This is a genomic window from Shinella zoogloeoides, assembly GCF_022682305.1.
Taxonomy (GTDB): domain Bacteria; phylum Pseudomonadota; class Alphaproteobacteria; order Rhizobiales; family Rhizobiaceae; genus Shinella; species Shinella zoogloeoides_B.
In genome coordinates this window covers 150,579-168,082 of sequence record NZ_CP093528.1, presented here as the reverse complement: position 1 = coordinate 168,082, position 17,504 = coordinate 150,579, and the positions used below count along the sequence as shown (strand labels likewise).

13 protein-coding genes are annotated in these 17,504 nt (G+C 65.8%); 3 read left to right on the top strand and 10 right to left on the bottom strand.

The features are described 5' to 3' along the window. Positions 1 to 27: 27 nt before the first annotated feature. The 5 genes from MOE34_RS00800 to MOE34_RS00780 all read right to left on the bottom strand — a co-directional run bounded on the left by MOE34_RS00800 (position 28) and on the right by MOE34_RS00780 (position 6,049). Entirely contained in the window at positions 28 to 2,238 is a 2,211-nt protein-coding gene (locus MOE34_RS00800) for an FAD-dependent oxidoreductase (RefSeq protein ID WP_242219920.1), read from the bottom strand. Between the two features lie 13 nt (positions 2,239 to 2,251). Then, positions 2,252 to 2,650, bottom strand: a complete 399-nt coding sequence (locus tag MOE34_RS00795) for a YbaY family lipoprotein (RefSeq protein ID WP_242219918.1) — start codon at positions 2,648 to 2,650, stop codon at positions 2,252 to 2,254. Positions 2,651 to 2,711: 61 nt separating this feature from the next. After that, positions 2,712 to 2,852: a hypothetical protein gene (locus tag MOE34_RS00790; RefSeq protein ID WP_242219916.1), complete on the bottom strand. Its 141-nt coding sequence runs from the start codon at positions 2,850 to 2,852 to the stop codon at positions 2,712 to 2,714. A gap of 91 nt (positions 2,853 to 2,943) precedes the next feature. After that, a complete protein-coding gene (locus tag MOE34_RS00785) occupies positions 2,944 to 4,152 on the bottom strand; it encodes an acetyl-CoA C-acetyltransferase (protein WP_242219914.1) in 1,209 nt (402 codons plus the stop codon). Positions 4,153 to 4,252: 100 nt separating this feature from the next. Beyond that, a complete protein-coding gene (locus tag MOE34_RS00780) occupies positions 4,253 to 6,049 on the bottom strand; it encodes an acyl-CoA dehydrogenase C-terminal domain-containing protein (protein ID WP_242219911.1) in 1,797 nt (598 codons plus the stop codon). Between the two features lie 448 nt (positions 6,050 to 6,497). Between MOE34_RS00780 and MOE34_RS00775 the strand changes: the two genes are divergently transcribed. The 3 genes from MOE34_RS00775 to MOE34_RS00765 all read left to right on the top strand — a co-directional run bounded on the left by MOE34_RS00775 (position 6,498) and on the right by MOE34_RS00765 (position 12,462). Continuing rightward, entirely contained in the window at positions 6,498 to 10,289 is a 3,792-nt protein-coding gene (locus tag MOE34_RS00775; protein WP_242219909.1) for a peptidoglycan-binding protein, read from the top strand. A gap of 452 nt (positions 10,290 to 10,741) precedes the next feature. Beyond that, positions 10,742 to 11,668, top strand: a complete 927-nt coding sequence (locus MOE34_RS00770; RefSeq protein ID WP_242219907.1) for a sulfite exporter TauE/SafE family protein — start codon at positions 10,742 to 10,744, stop codon at positions 11,666 to 11,668. Beyond that, positions 11,665 to 12,462, top strand: coding sequence for a TIGR02186 family protein (locus MOE34_RS00765; RefSeq protein WP_242219905.1), 798 nt, complete (start codon positions 11,665 to 11,667; stop codon positions 12,460 to 12,462). Before MOE34_RS00770 ends, MOE34_RS00765 begins: the two co-directional genes overlap by 4 nt. Before the next feature lie 3 nt (positions 12,463 to 12,465). On the opposite strand, the gene MOE34_RS00760 is transcribed toward MOE34_RS00765, so the two are convergent. The 5 genes from MOE34_RS00760 to MOE34_RS00740 form a co-directional block, all read right to left on the bottom strand. After that, positions 12,466 to 12,906: a universal stress protein gene (locus tag MOE34_RS00760; RefSeq protein ID WP_242219904.1), complete on the bottom strand. Its 441-nt coding sequence runs from the start codon at positions 12,904 to 12,906 to the stop codon at positions 12,466 to 12,468. Between the two features lie 76 nt (positions 12,907 to 12,982). Further along, entirely contained in the window at positions 12,983 to 13,486 is a 504-nt protein-coding gene (locus MOE34_RS00755; protein ID WP_242219902.1) for a winged helix-turn-helix transcriptional regulator, read from the bottom strand. Positions 13,487 to 13,544: 58 nt separating this feature from the next. Next, on the bottom strand, positions 13,545 to 14,270 hold the full coding sequence (gene pdeM / locus MOE34_RS00750; RefSeq protein ID WP_431522401.1) for a ligase-associated DNA damage response endonuclease PdeM: 726 nt from the start codon (positions 14,268 to 14,270) through the stop codon (positions 13,545 to 13,547). A 14-nt stretch (positions 14,271 to 14,284) separates the two neighbouring features. Then, on the bottom strand, positions 14,285 to 16,810 hold the full coding sequence (locus MOE34_RS00745) for a ligase-associated DNA damage response DEXH box helicase (RefSeq protein ID WP_242219900.1): 2,526 nt from the start codon (positions 16,808 to 16,810) through the stop codon (positions 14,285 to 14,287). Positions 16,811 to 16,865: 55 nt separating this feature from the next. Continuing rightward, the gene (locus tag MOE34_RS00740) at positions 16,866 to 17,501 is read right to left on the bottom strand and encodes a YitT family protein (RefSeq protein WP_242219898.1); all 636 of its coding nucleotides are present in this window, start codon (positions 17,499 to 17,501) and stop codon (positions 16,866 to 16,868) included. Positions 17,502 to 17,504: the final 3 nt, after the last annotated feature.

Here is a 17,504-nt window from a genome sequence, read left to right as displayed (position 1 = left end):
CCTGAACCGGGGCGTTGGGAGGGCGGCTCAGGCCGCCTTCTTGGCGTCCGGCGCGAAGCGGCCGTAGAAGGTCTCGCCCTTGGCGGCCATGTCCTTCAGGAGGGCCGTCGGCTGGAAGTGGCTTCCATACTTCGCAGCCAGCTTCTCGCAGAGCGCGACGAAGGTCTTAACGCCCATGCCGTCGATGTAGGAGAGCGTGCCGCCCGTGTAGGGGGCGAAGCCGAAGCCGAGGATGGAGCCGACATCGGCCTCGCGCGGATCGGTGACGATGCCCTCTTCCATGGTGCGGGCCGCTTCCAGAGCGATGGTGACGAGCAGGCGCTCCTTGATCACCTTGATATCGACATCGTCGGGCTTCTGCTGCGGATAGAGGTCCTTCAGGCCCGGCCACAGCTTCTTCTTCGCCGGCTTCGGCGGGTAGTCGTAGAAGCCCTTGCCGGCCTTGCGGCCGAGGCGGCCTTCGCCTTCCACCAGCTTCGTGACCAGCTCCATATGGCGCGGATCGACGGATTCGGCGCCGAGATCGGCGATGGAGGCCTTGAAGATCTTGTAGGACAGATCGACGGCGACCTCATCGTTGAGCGACAGCGGGCCGACCGGCATGCCAGCCATCTTGGCGGCATTCTCGATCATCGCCGCCGGCACGCCTTCGATCAGCATGTCATAGGCTTCGGCCATGTAGCGGAAGACGCAGCGGTTGACGTAGAAGCCGCGCGTGTCGTTGACGACGATCGGCGTCTTCTTGATCGCCGCGACGTAGTCGAGCGCGGTGGCCAGCGCCTTGTCGCCCGTCTCCTTGCCGAGGATCACTTCCACCAGCATCATCTTGTCGACCGGCGAGAAGAAGTGGATGCCGATGAACTGGTTCGGGCGCTTGGAATTCTTGGCAAGGCCGGTGATCGGCAGGGTCGAGGTGTTGGAGGCGAAGATCGCGTCCTCGCGCAGCACGGCCTCGATCTTTTCGGTAACTTCCTTCTTGACGTTGCGATCCTCGAAGACGGCCTCGATGACGAGGTCGGCGTCCGCAAGGCTCGCATAGTCAGGCGTCGGGGTGATGAGGGACAGCAGCTTCTCGCCGTCTTCCTTCGACATGCGGCCCTTGCCGATGGCGCCGGTGACGAGGCCTTCGGAATGCGCCTTGCCCTTGTCGGCGGCTTCCTGGTCGCGGTCGATCAGCACGACCGGGATGCCGGCGGCAGCGGTGACATAGGCGATGGAAGCGCCCATGAAGCCGGCACCGACGACGGCGACCTTCTTGAACTCCGCCTTCGGCACGCCGGCCGGGCGGCGCGCGCCCTTGCCGAGTTCCTGCATGGAGATGAACAGCGACCGGATCATCGAGAAGGCTTCGGTCGTCTGGAGGATATAGGTGAAGTAGCGCTGTTCGATCTTCAGGCCCGTTTCGAAGGGAACCTGCAGGCCTTCATAGACGCACTTCAGGATGGCGAGCGCGCCCGGATAATTGCCCGCGGTCTCGCGGCGCAGGATCGCGGGGGCGGCCGGCCAGAGCTGGGCGGAAGCCGGCGTCCAGATGCCGCCGCCGGGAGCCTTGAAGCCCTTCTCGTCCCAAGGCTGCACGGGCTTGAGGCCGTCCTTGATCATCTGCTTTGCGGCAGGGATGAGCTGGTCCGGCTCGACGACCTGATGCACGAGGTTCATCGCCTTGGCGCGCGCGCCCGTCAGCGAGGAGCCGGTCGTCATCATCTGCAGGGCGTCCTGCGCATTGGCAAGGCGCGGCACGCGCTGGGTGCCGCCGGCACCGGGGAAGATGCCGACCTTGACTTCAGGCAGCGCGATCTTGACCGACTTGGCATTGGAGGCGACGCGGCCGTGGCAGGCGAGCGACATTTCGAAGGCGCCGCCCATGCAGGTGCCGTTGATGGCGGAGACCCACGGCTTGCCCGAGGTCTCCAGCTTGCGGAACAGCCAGGTCATGCGGCCGGTGGCATCGAACAGCTTCTGCACGGCAGTTGCCGGATCGGTCGCCTCGGCGTCCTTCAGGAGATCGAAGCTCGCCTTGATCATCGAAAGATCGGCGCCGCCCGAGAAGGAGGACTTGCCCGACGTGATGACCGCGCCCTTGATGGCAGCATCGGCCACGACCTGGTCGATGATCCTGTCGAGTTCGTCCATCACCTCGACGGTGAAGACGTTCATCGACTTTTCAGGCATGTCCCAGGTGACCAGCGCAATGCCGTCAGCGTCGGTCTCGATGGTGAAGTTCTTGTATGCGCTCATGGTTTTCTCCCCCTCAGTAGAGAATGGGTTCGATCTGCAGCGAGGACTTGCCCCGGCCGCTATATCCCTGTTTCGTCGTGTTGGTGGCGATGAGGCGGCCGTGCCGTTCGAGACGGACGGTAAAGCCCGGATCGACCGCCCTGCGCAGCGCCGAACGCTTCACCCGCATCGAAAAGCGGATGGAATGCCGGTCGCCCTTGCTGACGACCGTCGTCTCGGCGATGCGCCGGGCCGGCGCATCCATGATGCCCTGCTCCTCCAGCCGGATCGTCAGCCGGCCGGGCGGAATCGCGCCCTTTGCTGCATAGGTGACAGTGCCCGACAGCACGAAGCTGTCGCCCGCCTCGGCCGAGGAGGCGATGAGACCGGCCCCGATGAGGGTCAGAAAGCTGCGCCGCGTCGGGCTCGTCATGGGCGGATCCTTTCGGTGATGAAATTGTCTGTCACGATGGATTCCTCTTTCCAGAAATTTCTTACCAGAGGTAGGCGATGGCCAGGCCTGCGAGACCGATGAACAGGAAGCAGAAGAGCAACTCGCCGCGGAGGCCGGCGCGCACTGTGCAGGCCTCCTCCTTGGTCTTGACCTTGGTAAAGGCCGCGTAGTCGTCTTTCATGTCCTTCTCGCGATGGAGGTGAGCGAATTCCTGCTGCACCTCGTTTCGCACCCGTTCATACAAGTCCCGGTCCGGCCGGCCGTCCCCCATCTCAGACCCGTTCGACGATCGTCGCCGTACCCATGCCCGCGCCAATGCAGAGCGTAACGAGGGCAACGTTGAGATCGCGGCGTTCCAGTTCGTCGAGCACGGTGCCGAGGATCATCGCGCCGGTCGCGCCGAGCGGGTGGCCCATGGCGATGGCGCCGCCGTTGACGTTCATCTTGTCGTGCGGGATGTCGAAGGCCTGCATGTGACGCAGGACCACGGCAGCGAAGGCTTCGTTCAGCTCGAAGAGGTCGATGTCGGAGAGCTTCATGCCGGTGCGGGCGAGCAGCTTTTCCGTGACGTCAACCGGGCCGGTCAGCATCAGCGCCGGGTCCGAGCCGATATTGGCGAAGGCCTTGATGCGCCCGCGCGGCTTCTTGCCGAGGATGTTGCCGCCTTCCTTCGAGCCGAGCAGCACGGCGGCCGCGCCGTCGACGATGCCCGAGGAATTGCCGGCATGGTGCACGTAGTTGATGCCTTCGATTTCCGGATGCGCCTGGATGGCGACGGCTTCGAAGCCGCCCATCTCGCCGGGCATCTGGAAGGAAGGCTGGAGCTGGGCGAGCGCCTGCATGTCCGTGCCCGGGCGCATGTGCTCGTCATGGGCGAGAATCGTCAGGCCGTTGATGTCCTTCACCGGCACGACGGAATTCTTGAAGTAGCCGTTCTGCCAGGCATGGGCGGCACGCTTCTGGCTCTCGACGGCATAGGCGTCGACGTCGTCGCGGGAGAAACCGTATTTGGTGGCGATCAGGTCGGCCGAAACGCCCTGAGGCATGAAATAGGCCGGGAAGTTGACCGAGGGGTCCATGAACCAGGCGCCACCCGACATGCCGAGGCCGACGCGGGACATGCTCTCCACACCGCCGGCGATGACGATGTCGTCGGCGCCCTGTGCGATCTTGGCCGCACCGAAGTTCACGGCATCGAGGCCGGAGGCGCAGAAGCGCGAGATCTGCATGCCCGGCGCGCGGTTCGAATAGCCGGCCTCGAAGGCGGCGGCCTTCGGGATGACGGCGCCGGCATCCATGACGGGATCGACGCAGCCCATGACGATGTCGTCGACCTTGTTGGTATCCAGCCCGTTGCGGTCGCGCACCGCTTCCAGCACCTTGGCGGCGAGGCGGACGGACGGCACTTCGTGCAGCGAACCGTCCTTCTTGCCGCGCCCGCGCGGGGTGCGCACGTGATCGTAGATGAAGACGTCGGTCATTGGTCTCTTCTCCCTGCGGCGCGTCGCGCCCTAGAATTCATGGCTCGCGGCTTGCGACTGTAGCCCCTCGCCCCGCATTCGGGGAGAGGGGTGGAAAGCGTCAGAACGCCTCGGCGGCAAGTTCCATCGTCGTGTCCGCGCCGGCCTCGATGCGGGTCTTGCGCAGGCCCGTTTCCGGCATCAGGCGTTCCATGAAGAACCTTGCCGTGATCAGCTTGTTCTTCAGGAAGTCTTCGCGCTCGCCCGCGCCGTTCGCAAGCCCCTCTTCCGCGGCCTTGGCGATCTTCGCCCACATGTAGCCGATGACGACGAGGCCGAAGAGGTGCATGTAGTCGGTCGAGCCGGCGCCGGCATTGTCGGGCTTGGCCATGGCATTCTGCATGAACCACATGGTTCCGGCCTGAAGGTCGTTCAAGCCCTTCTTGAGCGCCTTGGTGAAGGGGGCGAGCTTCTCGTCACCACGGTTCTCCTCGCAGAAATCACCGATTTCCTTGAACAGGGCCATGACGGCACGGCCGCCATTCATGCCGAGCTTGCGGCCGACGAGGTCGAGCGCCTGGATGCCGTTGGCGCCCTCGTAGATCATGGCGATGCGCGCGTCGCGCACATACTGGCTCATGCCGTGCTCTTCGATATAGCCGTGACCGCCGAAGACCTGCTGGGCCATGACGGCATGGTCGAAGCCCTTGTCGGTCAGCACGCCCTTGAGGATCGGCGTCATCAGGCCGAGGATGTCGTCGGCGGACTGGCGTTCCGTCTCGTCGGCGGAGCGGTGGGCGATGTCGGACTTCAGCGCCGTCCAGAGCGTGAAGGCGCGGCCGCCCTCCGTCCAGGCCTTGATGGTCATCAGCGCGCGGCGGATGTCGGGGTGTACGATCAGCGGATCGGCCTTGCCATCGGGGTTCTTGACGCCTGACAGCGAGCGGCCCTGCAGGCGCTCGCGGGCATAGTTGGCGGCGTTCTGGTAGGCGACTTCGGCAATCGAAAGCCCCTGCAGGCCGACGCCGAGGCGCGCTTCGTTCATCATCACGAACATGGCGTTGAGGCCCTTGTTCTCCGTGCCGATGAGGAAGCCCTTCGCCTCGTCATAGTTCATGACGCAGGTCGAATTGCCGTGGATGCCCATCTTGTGCTCGATGGCGCCGCAGGAGACCGTGTTGCGTGTTCCCGGCGTGCCGTCGTCCTTGAGGACGTATTTCGGCACGATGAAGAGCGAGATGCCCTTCACGCCTTCCGGCGCGCCCTCGATGCGGGCAAGGACGAGGTGCACGATGTTCTCCGACATGTCGTGCTCACCGGCGGAGATGAAGATCTTCTGGCCGGAAATCTTGTAGGAGCCGTCGGCCTGCGGCACGGCCTTGGAGCGCAGGAGACCGAGGTCGGTGCCGCAATGGGGCTCCGTCAGGTTCATCGTGCCGGTCCAGGTTCCCTCGACCATCTTCGGCAGGTAGGCGGCCTTCTGCTCGTCGGAACCGTGCACGAGGATCGCGGCGATCGCGCCCTGCGTCAGGCCCGGATACATGGTCAGCGCCATATTGGCCGAGGACATGTATTCGCCGACGGCGGTGTGCAGCACATAGGGAAGGCCCTGGCCGCCGAATTCCTCCGGCACGGCAAGGCCCATCCAGCCGCCCTGGCGGTAGAGGTCGAAGGCCTGCTTGTAGCCCTTCGGCGTTACCACCGTGGCGTCATCGTTGCGCCTGCAGCCTTCCTGGTCGCCCGAAAGATTGACCGGGAACAGCACTTCCTCGGCGAGCTTCGCCGCCTCGCCGGCAATCGCTTCCAGCATGTCGCCGGTCGCGTCGGAGAAACCGGGCAGGTTGTTGTAGCGCTCCAGCGACAGGACGTCGTTCAGGATGAAAAGCGTGTCATTCACGGGGGCCTTGTAGATCGGCATTTCTCGCGTTCCTCACCTATGCCACGGACAAGCGTCCGGTCCTTGGGGAGGGAGTGTATAAAACTTTGACGTTTGCGTAAACGTCAAAACGTACGGGGCGACGAATTTTTCGCCCGGAGGGTGCGGCCTCCCCCAAGGGAGCCGCCTCGGAATGGGCCCGCGTGTCCCGCGATCGCCCATCTTCCCCGCTTCGGCGCAGTCTATGAGCAAATCGTTAAAAAATTTACGGGTGAGTTAACCCCTTGTTTACCACGTTTCGGGAATTGTGGCGCTTGAGGGCGTGGGATCGGGAATCAATTCGGTGTCTCCCTGCAAAACCCGGACGGACGGTCCGGGCAAAGCCGGGACGACACGGATTTCCGCCACAACGCCGAAAGAGCGCCGCCGGGCGGGCAGCGCTTTCAAGGGTATCTCCCGGCAGGCCGACGGCCGCCAAAGCGAGGCGAAGATGAACGGATCGCGAAACCCGCAACGTCATGGCGAACGGTCTTCGCTCGACGCGCTCAATCGCACCATCGAGGGGCTGGAAGCGCGCATCGAGGGCCTGATGGCGAACGGCCGGGATGCCCGCGGACGCGGCGAGGAGCGCTTTGCCCCGCGCGCCGAGCAAGCCCGCTACGAGCAGCCGCCGCGCACCGTTCCTCGGCGCGAGGACCCCATGTCCGAGATCATGCAGCGCCAGCGCGCCATCGAGGGCGACCGGGAGCGTATCGGCCAGCGCCCCGAACGCCGTGCCCCTTCCCCCGATCATCACGCCGCCGCCCAGCAGGCGCACACCGCCTATGGCTTCGCGCCCGTCCGCGCGGAAGGCTCGGTCGAGGATATCGCCAAGGCGCTCGTCTCCCTGCGGCAGGATCTCAAGCGCGACATCGCCGACGGGCTGGAGCGCGAGATGCAGTCGCTGCGTTCCGAAATCCGCGGCATCCGCCAGATGGCCGAGGGCCGTGGCGCCAATGACGACGTGCGCGCAGAACTGGCGCGCCTTTCCACCGGCATCAACCAGCTCGGCCGCCAGTCGGGCCAGACGGAGGGCCTGCGCGTCGAGTTCGACGAACTGCGCTCGGTGCTCGACGGCCTTGCCCGCGAGGACTCCGTGCGCCGTATGGAAGACCGCTGGACCGGCGTCGAGCAGAAGCTTTCCATCTTCGACCAGTCGCGCGACGACGAGCTTGTCGCGCTCGCCTACCGGCTCGATGAGCTGAAGGCGCAGATCAGCACGATGAGCGCGACGCCCGCTATCCGCGCGCTGGAAGACAAGATCGAATCCGTCGCCCATGCCGTCGACATGCTCGGCCGGCAGAACGAGCCGGACAGCGGCCGCGTCGTCTCCGCCGTCGCCTCACAATTCGCCGGCCTCGACACGCGCCTCGACGAGATCAGCCGGGCGATCGCCGCCGCCGGCCGCATGCAGCAGTCGCCATCCGCCGACCATTCCATGATGCAGCGCCTCGAAGGCCGCATCGCCGACCTCGCGGACCAGCTTGACAGCATGGCGCAGCGCCCCGCACCGGAGGACCACGGCCTCGGCATGCGCATCGAGGCGCTGGCGAGCCGGATCGAGGACCTGTCGAACGAACGCGCGACGCTGCGCCTCGAAGAGCGCATCGAGCAGCTTTCGCAGATGCTGGAGCAGAGCCAGCAGGCCGCGCCCGCCGCTCTTCCCGTCGGCGACGAGCTTGCCTATTACCTCTCGGACATTTCCCGCAAGATCGACGCACTCGACCAGGGCAGCGTCAACAACGAGCTGGCCGACCGGCTGGACGCGCTTGCCCGCCGCATCGACAATCTCGACACGCCCGTCGGCAGCCCCTTCCAGGAAGACCGCTTCTCGCATCTCGAAGGCCGCCTTTCGGCGATTGCCGACCGGCTCGACGCCACCAGCACAGCACCGGCCGGCGACCATGAGGCGCTACGCGGCCTCGAGGCGCAGATCGCCCACCTGTCCACGCTGATCAGCACACCGGCACCGTCCTCCTTCGCCGCGATGCCGCCGGATGTCGAGAACCGCCTTGCGACCATCGAGGACTATATGGCGACCAATGACGATTATATCGTCGAGGCCGCCCGCCAGGCGGCGGAAGCCGTGATGGAAGCCTATCGCCATGCCGCCCCTGCCGCCGCCGCGAACACGGACATGGCCGCGATCGCCGGCCTTGCCGGCGACCTGCGCGCCCTGGAGGAGCTGACGCGCTCCAGCGAGGACCGCACGGCGCGTACATTCGATGCCCTGCACGACACGCTGGTGCAGATCGCCGGCCGCCTCGAACAGCTCGACACCCCGCGCGAAACCTTCGGCCGCCGCGAGGCCGCCATGCCGCGCGCCGAGATGCCGGCCATGGATTTCGGCCGTGACACTGCGACGGCTCAAAGCCTTGCCGGCAACGACTACCCGTTCGAGGACGACGGTTTCGGCGCGGCGCCGCACAGGCTGGAGACGGAGGAGCCGCAGGAGGAAAGCCGCTTCGCCGAGATCGAGGTAGAGCATATCGACATTCCGGCACGACCCGAACCGCTGGAAGAACCCGTCGCCTTTGCCGGCGAGGCGCAGGAACAGCCGAAGGGCGGCCTTCTCGCCGGCCTGAAGCGCCGCTTCAAGCCGGCCGGCAAGGCCGTGGCCGTCAAGGCCGAGCGCCAACAGATCGACCCGGCGCCGTCCATCGACGCCGCCGATGAGCTTGCGCCGGAAGAAGCCAACCAGCTTCTGGAGCCGGGTTCCGGCGTGCCGGACGTCCGCCGCATCCTGGAGCGCGTGCGCGCCGGCCAGGCCTCCGGCAACCGCGCCGGCAGCGAAGGCGAGAAGGCCGATTTCATCGCCGCCGCCCGCCGCGCCGCCAAGCTCGCCGCCGAGGAAGCCGACACGATCTCCCGCGTCGCCCCCGCGAAGAAATCCGAAAAGCCGGCCAAGGGCGAAAAGCCCGCCTCTGCGCTTTCGCGCCATCGCCGGCCGATCCTGCTCGCCGTCGGCGCGGTGCTGCTCGCCATCATGTCCTATCCGCTGGTCAACACGCTGATCCGCGGCGACGACGCGCCCGTCGTCGTCGAGCAGACGGCCGAGACCCGCACGGACGCCAGGCCCGCCAAAACGGCAACGGCGAAGACGGTCGAAACCCCGGCCATAGAGAAGAAGGCCGTCGCCAAGCCCGCCGAGACGGAACGCGGCCTTACCGGAACCGACAAGGGCGCGTCCATCGAGGCGACGCCCAGACAGACCTCCGCCGGCGGCGCGGATATGCTTGCGGCCCCCACGATCACGGACGGCAACGCCACCGCCGGCTTCGAGCCGGTGACGACGCCGGACGCCGGGCCACTGACCGGCAAGGATGCCAAGGCCTCCACCGAGACAGCCCCGGTCGATCAGGTCCAGACGGCGGCCATCGTGGTGCCGGATGCCATCGCTCCCGCCTCGCTCGCCAAGGCGGCCGGCGAGGGTGACCCGCTGGCGCTGTTCGAGATCGGCGCGCGCTACACCGAAGGCCGCGGCGTTGCCGCCGACCTCAAGGAAGCCGCCCGCTGGTACGAGCTTGCCGCCGCCCGTGGTTTCGCGCCCGCCGAATACCGCCTCGCCAACCTCTACGAAAAGGGCCAGGGCGTCGCGCCCGACATCGACCGCGCCCGCAAGCTCTACGAGACCGCCGCCGCCAAGGGCAATGCGAGCGCCATGCACAACCTCGCCGTCCTGCTGGCGACCGGCCTCGGCTCGGACGGCCCGGATTTCGACGCGGCGGCAAAGTGGTTCCAGAAGGCCTCGGAACTGGGCGTCCGCGACAGCCAGTTCAATCTCGCCATCCTCTATGCGCGTGGCAACGGCGTGAAGCCGGACATCGAGGAGTCCTACAAGTGGTTCGCCATCGCCGCCCGCGACGGCGACCAGGACGCCGCGCAGAAGCGCGACGAGGTGGCCAACGCCATGAAGCCGGAACAGCTCGCAAGCGCCAAGGCGAAGATGGAGCTGTGGAAGCCGCAGCCGCTCGACGAGAAGGCCAATTCGGCGGACCTGCCCGATGAATGGGTCGGCAACGCGACGAAGACCGCCAGCGTCGACATGAAGAAGGCCATCCGCAACATCCAGGCCATCCTCAACAACAACGGCTTCAACGCCGGCACGCCGGACGGCGAGATGGGCAAGAAGACCGTCACCGCCATCAAGGCCTTCCAGAAGTCGGTGGGCCAGAAGGAGACCGGCGAGATCGACGACGCGCTCGTCACCGAACTCCTGAAGCGCAACAAGCAGCCGGGCTGACCGGCGAATACCGGAGGGGCCGCCGAAGGGGCGTCTCCGGTTGACTTGTGCAGACCCCGAGGGCATGACGCCCACCACCGCGCCGCACGCCGATCACGATGTGCGACAAGCGCCGGGGCATTTTGATCCCTTGCATCGCCTCATCCTTAAATCGGCCCCGATTTGGGAAGTATGCAATAGAAAATTCATGTCCCTCCAAGATGATAACGCCGAAGACAAACGTCATCATCCGTGAGGGCGCCAGGGCGCGCGCCTGTGGCCGCGCCCCATGACCGATCCTTGCGGAAAGCAGGGCGCGACCAGCCGATGGAGGGGTATTCCTTCCGCGGCGGGACGCTTCCTTTATTTTCTGCCTGCCGAAGAGGAGCCGCGGCGGGCAAGAGGGATGAACGCGGCTGCCTAATTGCTGAAGTCTCCGCAACGGCGGAGGAATTGCCGATCGGGGTATCGTTGTGACTGTCTACCTGCCCATCGCAGAGCTTTCGGTGAATATCTTCATCATTCTCGGCATGGGCGCGGCCGTCGGCTTCCTTTCCGGCATGTTCGGCGTCGGCGGCGGCTTCCTCATCACGCCGCTGCTGATCTTCTACAACATCCCCCCGGTCGTCGCGGTCGCCACGGGCGCCAACCAGGTCGTCGCCTCTTCGGTTTCCGGCGCGCTTTCGCATTTCCGGCGCGGCACGCTGGACGTGAAGCTCGGCACGGTGCTGCTCTTCGGCGGCCTTGCCGGTGCGACGGTGGGTATCTGGATCTTCGCGATGCTGCGCAGCATCGGCCAGCTCGATCTCGTCATCTCGCTGCTCTATGTCGTGCTGCTCGGCACCGTCGGCACGCTGATGATGCTGGAAAGCATCCGCGCCATGCGCCGCTCGGCCAAGAACCAGCCGGTTTCCCTGCGCCGTCCCGGCCAGCATAGCTGGATACACCGCCTGCCGCTGAAGATGCGCTTCAAGAAGTCGAAGATCTATCTCTCGGTCATCCCGGTGGTCGGCCTCGGCTTCGGCATCGGCATCCTTACCTCCGTCATGGGCGTCGGCGGCGGCTTCATCATGGTGCCGGCCATGATCTACCTGCTGCGCATCCCGACCAACGTGGTCGTCGGCACCTCGCTGTTCCAGATCATCTTCGTCACCGCCTACACGACCATCGTGCAGGCCACGACCAACTATTCCGTCGATATCGTGCTCGCCTTCATCCTCATGGTGGCGGGCGTCATCGGCGCGCAATATGGCGTGCGTGTCGGCCAGAAGCTGCGCGGCGAGCAGTTGCGCGCGCTGCTGGCGCTTCTCGTGCTGGCCGTCGGCGCACGCCTTGCCGTCGACCTCGTCATCGCACCCGACGATATCTATTCCATCGTCAGCGAGGGGGTCTATCGATGAGAAGGATCGCCGCCGCCCTGCTGCTCGCCCTCGGACTCGCCCTTCCCGCCGGCGCGCAGGTGCTGGAAGACAAGCCCGTCGATTTTCCCGAACGGCTCGAAATCGGCATTTCCACCGACGAGATCGCCATCTCCTCGGATTTCCGCGGCGCGGACCTGACGATCTTCGGCGCGATCGAGGGATACGACCCCGATCTTCTCGCCCAGGGCAAGTACGATATCGTGGTGGCGCTGGAAGGGCCGAAGGACAACAATACGGTGCGCGTCAAGGAGCGCGTCTTCGGCATCTGGGTCAACCGCCGCTCGATGACCTTCGAGCTGGTGCCGGAATCCTATTCGCTGTCGAGCACGCGCGACCTGGAGACCATCGCCGAGCCGGCCATGCTCAACGGCGTCGGCGTCGGCATCCAGCATATCCGCCTCTCGCCCATCGGCTATGTCGGCGACGGCAGCACGATCGGCGAATTCCGCGAGGCGTTTCGCCGGCTGAAGGAAAGCGGCGGCTTCTACCAGCGCGATCCGGGCGGCGTGCAGTTCATCAGCGCGAGCCTGTTCAAGGCGACGGTCCGCCTGCCGGCGAACGTGCCGAACGGCACCCATGTGGTGCGCGCGCATCTTTTCCGCGACGGCGTCTTCATCGCCGAGAAGGCCCTGCCGCTGCGCGTGATGAAGACCGGCCTCGAGCAGATGATCTCGAGCGCCGCGCACAACAACGCGCTCGCCTATGGCGGGCTTTCAGTGCTCCTCGCACTCCTTACCGGATGGCTGGCGAGCGTTGTCTTCCGCAAGGACTGACCGTCAGGACCGGTAGACCAGCACCGGAACGGTCGCATGGCCGAGCACCTTGGTCGTGACGCTGCCCATCAAGAAGGCGCTGACGCCACGCCGGCCGTGCGAAGCCATGACGATGAGATCGCAGCCGCGTTCCTTCGCCGTATCGACGATCGCCTGCCAGGCATCGCCCGCCGCCACCTGCAGCGTTTCCACCGGCACGCCGGCCGCAGCCGCCCTGGCCTCCACCGCGCCAAGGATGCGCACGCCGCTCTCCTTCAGATGCGCTTCATATTCCGCGCGCAGGTTTATGGTCGCGCCGGGCGTGATGGGCAGGAAATGCAGCGGCTCGGCCACCGTGAGCGCCGTCACCTTCGCGCCCAGCACCTTCGCGAGCTGCAACGCGTGGTCGATAGCGGCGGAGGAAAGGTCCGATCCATCCGTGGGAACGAGGATATGCCTATACATGCTTCAGCCTCCTTTTTTATCAACCTAGACGCGGCTGCGCCTATCGCGTTGATGGAAATCAACCACCGCACCTTCGTCAAGCAATTGCTGCGGCCCGTTTCGCGACGGTTGCCTCGTAGGCCGCCTGCAACTCTCCGAAAACCGAGCGGACAGGCCGCGGCCCACCAAGATGAATGGCGCGCAGTTCCTCCATGAACGCCTCCCACATACCTGCTCCTCCCATCTCCAGAAGTTCGGCGCGGATGGAAAGCGTTTCCGTCACCGGCAGGAAGCGCCGGCCCCAGGCCCCCATCATGGCGAAGACCGGGACCAGCGCTATGCCCATTTCCGTGAGACTGTAGAGCGCCTTCTGCTTGTGGCTCGGGTCGTCCGCCTTGCTGATAAGCCCCTCCTCGACGAGCCGGCGCAGCCGGTCGGCCAGGATGTTCGAGGCGATGCCCTCCTCCGATTTCGTCAGCAGCTCGCGGAAGTGGCGGCGATTGCCGAACATCATGTCGCGCAGCACGATCAGGCTCCAGCGGTCTCCGAGGATTTCCAGCGTCAGGTTGATCGGGCAGCCGGAACGGCGGGCGTCTTTCATCGGGGCCTCCAAACTGCTTGCATCGTAAAAGCAGTTTCGCCGTTCATCAACCGGAGGGTCAGCCCCTGAGATTGGCGAAGCGCACCGAATAGATACGGTCACGGCCGAGCATGTGGGCGACGAGGCTCTGCCGGTCGAAAAGGCCGGCCATCGCTTTATGACGCAGGTCGAGGCCGCCGGTCATGATGCCGAAGGCAGGCATCAGCAGGCGCTTTCCATCGGTCGCGAAGCAGGGCCGGCGCACCGCCTTCTCGCGGCGGATGACGGTGGCGGCCGGATGCAGGTGCCCGGCGATCTCGCCGGCGGGCGCCAGAAGCGACGGCTCGTGGCGGAAGGCAAGGCCGGCATAATGCAATTCGTCGGCCGACTGGCCGGGAAGGTCCACGGTGCCGTCAGGATCGTGGTTGCCGTTGATCCAGATCCAGTCGCGCCCGCGCGCCAGCTCCGCGATCTTCGTGCGGAAAATGTCGGGTAGATGGACCGAGCCGACGCGGTCGTGGAAATTGTCGCCGAGGCTGACGACGATGGCCGGGTCGTGCCTGTTGATGACGGCCTCCAGCACTTTCAGCGTCGCCAGCGTATCGTAGGGCGGCAGCATCATTCCGCGGCGGGCGAAGGCCGCGCCTTTTTCCAGATGCAGGTCCGAGACGACGAGCAGGCGGGTTTCCGGCAGGTAGAGCGCGCCGAGCGGATCGCACACGGCCTCGACGCCGGCAACGACGGTGCGGGCCGAAACCGCGCCGAAATCCTGAATGTCCATCGATGCCAGAGCCAGTCTCTGCATGCCCGTTGCTTTTCCTAAATGCCGGCCTCGCCCATCGCCTCGGCGATCAGGTCCTCGGCGGCTTCCGCCAGAAGCGAATCCTGCGCCTCGCCCGCCACCGGCTCCTTGCCGATTTCCAGCATGATCGGCACGGCGAGCGGCGAGATGCGGTCGAGCCGCCGGTGGGTGATATGCCCTTTGATTCGGGTCAGCATATCGCCCAATCGCTGAATATCCAAAAGCCCTGCCGCCGCATCGTTGCGCGTCGCCTCCAGCAGGATATGGTCCGGCTCGTGGCTGCGCAGCACGTCGTAGATGAGGTCGGCGGAAACCGTGACCTGCCGCCCGGTCTTTTCCTTGCCCGGATGGCGCTGCTCGATAAGACCGGCAATCACGGCACAATTGCGGAAGGTGCGCTTCAGCATGAAGCTCTCGTCCAGCCATGCCTCCAGGTCGTCGCCCAGCATGTCCTCGTCGAAGAGGTTTTCGAGCGAGGGGCGCTCGACGGCGAAGCTGTAGCCGAGATCGTCCAGCGCCCAGACGGCGAGCGAATAGTCCGTCGCCACGAAACCGAGCGGCTGCCGCCCGGCGCGCTCCAGCCGGCGCGTCAGCAGCATGCCGAGCGTCTGGTGCGCCAGCCGCCCCTCGAAGGGATAGGCGACCATGTAGTGCCGGCTGCCGCGCGGAAAGGTCTCGATGAGCAGTTCGTCGCGCTTCGGCAGGCTGGAGACGTCGCGTTGCAGGGCGAGCCAGTCGCGTACCTGCTCGGGCAGTTCGCCCCAGCGATGCGGGTCATCGAGCATGCCGCGCACCTGGTCGGCGAGATAGGTGGAGAGCGGGAACTTGCCGCCTGCGTAAGCCGGCACTTTCGGATCGAGCGAAAAGGCCTGGGAAACGAGGCACTCGTTCTCGCGGATGCCCTCGAAGCGCAGCACCTTGCCGGAGAAGAGGAACGTATCGCCGGGCGAGAGCATTTCGAGGAAATATTCCTCCACCTTGCCGAGCGAGGCCCCGCCGCGCCCGACAGCGCCTTTCGCGCCGCGCTTGACCATGCGCACGTTCAGCATCGGCATCTCGACGATGGTGCCGAGGTTCAGGCGATATTGCTGCGCGACCTGCGGGTTGGAGACGCGCCAGAGGCCGTCGACGGTCTTGCGGATGCGGGCATAGCGCTCGTAGGTCTTCAGCGCATAACCGCCCGTCGCGACGAACTGCACGATGCGCCCGAATTTTTCGCGGGGAAGCCCGGTATAGGGCGAAGCGGAGGTGATTTCGGCAAAGAGCGCGTCCTCGTCGAAGGGCGCGGCGCAGGCCATGCCCAGCACATGCTGGGCCAGCACGTCCAGCGTGCCCTCCCCCACCGGCGGCGTATCCTGCGCGCCGAGATAATTGGCGTCGAGCGCCGCCTGGCACTCCATCACCTCGAAGCGGTTGGCCGGCACGAGGATGGCGCGGCTCGGCTCGTCCATGCGGTGATTGGCGCGGCCGATGCGCTGGGCGAGCCGCGAAGCCCCCTTCGGAGCGCCGACATGGATGACGAGATCGACATCGCCCCAGTCGATACCGAGGTCGAGCGTCGAGGTGGCGACGACCGCGCGCAGGCGGTTCTCCGCCATGGCCTGCTCCACCTTGCGCCGCTGGCCGACATCGAGCGAGCCGTGATGCAGCGCGATCGGCAGCGTGTCCTCGTTGATGTTCCAGAGTTCCTGGAAGAGGATTTCCGCCTGGCTGCGCGTGTTGACGAAGAGCAGTGACGTCCTGTGGTCGCGGATCGCCGCATAGACCTCCGGCATCGCATATTTCGCGGAATGCCCCGACCACGGCACCCGCTCCTCGCTTTTCAGGATGGTGATGATCGGCTTCGCCCCGCCCGGCGCGGTGACGAGCCCGGCATGGTTTTCCACCTCCGGCGCCTGCTCCACCAGCCAGCGGCGCAGGTCCATCGGCTCGGCGACCGTGGCCGAAAGGCCGATGGTGCGCAGCCCCGGCGCAAGCCGGCGAAGGCGCGCAAGGCCGAGCGACAGCAGGTGCCCGCGCTTGGAGGTGACGAGCGAATGCAGCTCGTCGAAGATCACATATTTCAGGTCCTTGAAGAAGCGCGGTGCTTCGCCATTGGCGATCAGCAGCGCCACCTGTTCCGGCGTCGTCAGCAGGATATCGGGCGGATTGAGGCGCTGGCGCTGGCGTTTTGCCTGCGGCGTGTCGCCGGTGCGCGTCTCGATGGTGATGGGCAGGCCCATTTCGGAGACGGGCTTCATCAGGTTGCGCTCGATATCGACGGCGAGCGCCTTCAAGGGCGAAATGTAGAGCGTATGGATGCCGGTAAAGGCGGAGCCGGGCGGGATTTTCCCGCGATGCGCAAGGTCCGTCAGCGCCGGCAGGAAACCGGCGAGCGTCTTGCCCGCTCCGGTGGGCGCGATCAGCAGCAGGCTCTCGCCACCCGCAGCGCGTGCCAGAAGCTCCATCTGGTGCGCGCGCGGCTGCCAGTCCTTGGCCGCGAACCAGTCGGCGAAGGATTTGGGTAGGAGGGAGAGGCCGGCGGCAGAATCGATGATGCTCACGCGCCTAAGCTAGTTACGGGCAACCGAATGTGAAGCGGCCGCGCGAAAAATAGGCTCACATCGCGATGTAGCGGTCGGCCCGGTGGTTGATGGTGAGGAAGAGATTGAGCACCACGGCGCCGACCACCGAGCAGAGCACGATGAAGGGCGCGGCGACGAAGAAGGCTGCCGCCAGCACGAAGAGGTCGAAGGCGAGCTGCACGAGGCCGGCGCGAATGCCGAAGCGCTCCTGCAGGTAGACCGCCAGCACCCCGACGCCGCCGAGGCTTGCGCGGTGGCGATAGAGGCCGAGCAGGCCGAAGCCGAGCAGGATGCCGGCCAGCACCGCCGTCCACATCGGGTCGATGCTCTCGATGCGCACGAAATGCGGCTGAAGCTCGGTGATGAGCGAGGTGAGCGAGACGGCGATGACCGTCTTGATCGTGAAGCCCCAGCCGAGCCGCTTGAGGGCGAGGATATAGAAGGGGATGTTCACGACGGTATAGTAGAGACCGAAGCTGATCCCCGTCAGGTAATGCAGGATGAAGGCGACGCCGGCCGTGCCGCTCGCCACCAGCCCCGCGCTGCTCATCAGCGCAAGGCCGAGCGCGGCGATCATGCTGCTGGCGAAGAGGCCCTGCGCATCTTCCAGCGGCGTATGGCGGGTGGGTGTGGGATTCCAGAAGCCGTAACGCCGCTTGTCGCCGTCCATGGC

Bases quoted from the DNA above. Each gene is read 5' to 3' on its own strand.
- MOE34_RS00800 (WP_242219920.1), bottom strand. From the start codon at position 2,238: ATGAGCGCATACAAGAACTTCACCATCGAGACCGACGCTGACGGCATT.
- MOE34_RS00795 (WP_242219918.1), bottom strand. From the start codon at position 2,650: ATGACGAGCCCGACGCGGCGCAGCTTTCTGACCCTCATCGGGGCCGGT.
- MOE34_RS00790 (WP_242219916.1), bottom strand. From the start codon at position 2,852: ATGAAAGACGACTACGCGGCCTTTACCAAGGTCAAGACCAAGGAGGAG.
- MOE34_RS00785 (WP_242219914.1), bottom strand. From the start codon at position 4,152: ATGACCGACGTCTTCATCTACGATCACGTGCGCACCCCGCGCGGGCGC.
- MOE34_RS00780 (WP_242219911.1), bottom strand. From the start codon at position 6,049: ATGCCGATCTACAAGGCCCCCGTGAATGACACGCTTTTCATCCTGAAC.
- MOE34_RS00775 (WP_242219909.1), top strand. From the start codon at position 6,498: ATGAACGGATCGCGAAACCCGCAACGTCATGGCGAACGGTCTTCGCTC.
- MOE34_RS00765 (WP_242219905.1), top strand. From the start codon at position 11,665: ATGAGAAGGATCGCCGCCGCCCTGCTGCTCGCCCTCGGACTCGCCCTT.
- MOE34_RS00760 (WP_242219904.1), bottom strand. From the start codon at position 12,906: ATGTATAGGCATATCCTCGTTCCCACGGATGGATCGGACCTTTCCTCC.
- MOE34_RS00755 (WP_242219902.1), bottom strand. From the start codon at position 13,486: ATGAAAGACGCCCGCCGTTCCGGCTGCCCGATCAACCTGACGCTGGAA.
- pdeM (WP_431522401.1), bottom strand. From the start codon at position 14,270: ATGCAGAGACTGGCTCTGGCATCGATGGACATTCAGGATTTCGGCGCG.
- MOE34_RS00740 (WP_242219898.1), bottom strand. From the start codon at position 17,501: ATGGACGGCGACAAGCGGCGTTACGGCTTCTGGAATCCCACACCCACC.